The 416-nt window shown below is 49.3% G+C and carries 1 rRNA gene; it reads left to right on the top strand.

Annotation, left to right across the window (positions count from 1 at the left end):
- Positions 1 to 94, top strand: a 16S ribosomal RNA gene (locus tag ACYP5B_RS15545); the annotation flags it as partial.
- Positions 95 to 416: the final 322 nt, after the last annotated feature.

The following is a 416-nucleotide window of genomic DNA, read 5'->3' on the forward strand; positions in this document are numbered from 1 at the left end:
CGCAAGGAGGGCGATTACCACGGCAGGGTTCATGACTGGGGTGAAGTCGTAACAAGGTAGCCGTATCGGAAGGTGCGGCTGGATCACCTCCTTTCAGAGCGTGCATCCAACGTCGAGCGTTCACACTTATCGGTTTGTTAATTGTTAGAGCCAGGATGCGCACTGCGTGTCCTGTGTTGCATGGTCAAATGCAAGCGCTTGGCTTTGAGCGCTTGCATTTGGCTTTGCCAAGACGATGCGAGACCAAGTCTCGCTCGGCTGTTCTTTAAAAATATGGGATGTAGTAAAGGTGTCGTGAGCGTTGATGAGACGCTGCAGTAAAAACACGATACCGGGTTGTGATTGTATCAACCAAAATGTATTTAAGTGATCGAAAGATGACTTGGAATACGGCACAAATGCGAGAACTCATCCTG

The sequence above is a fragment of the Cupriavidus sp. 8B genome, from assembly GCF_054589115.1.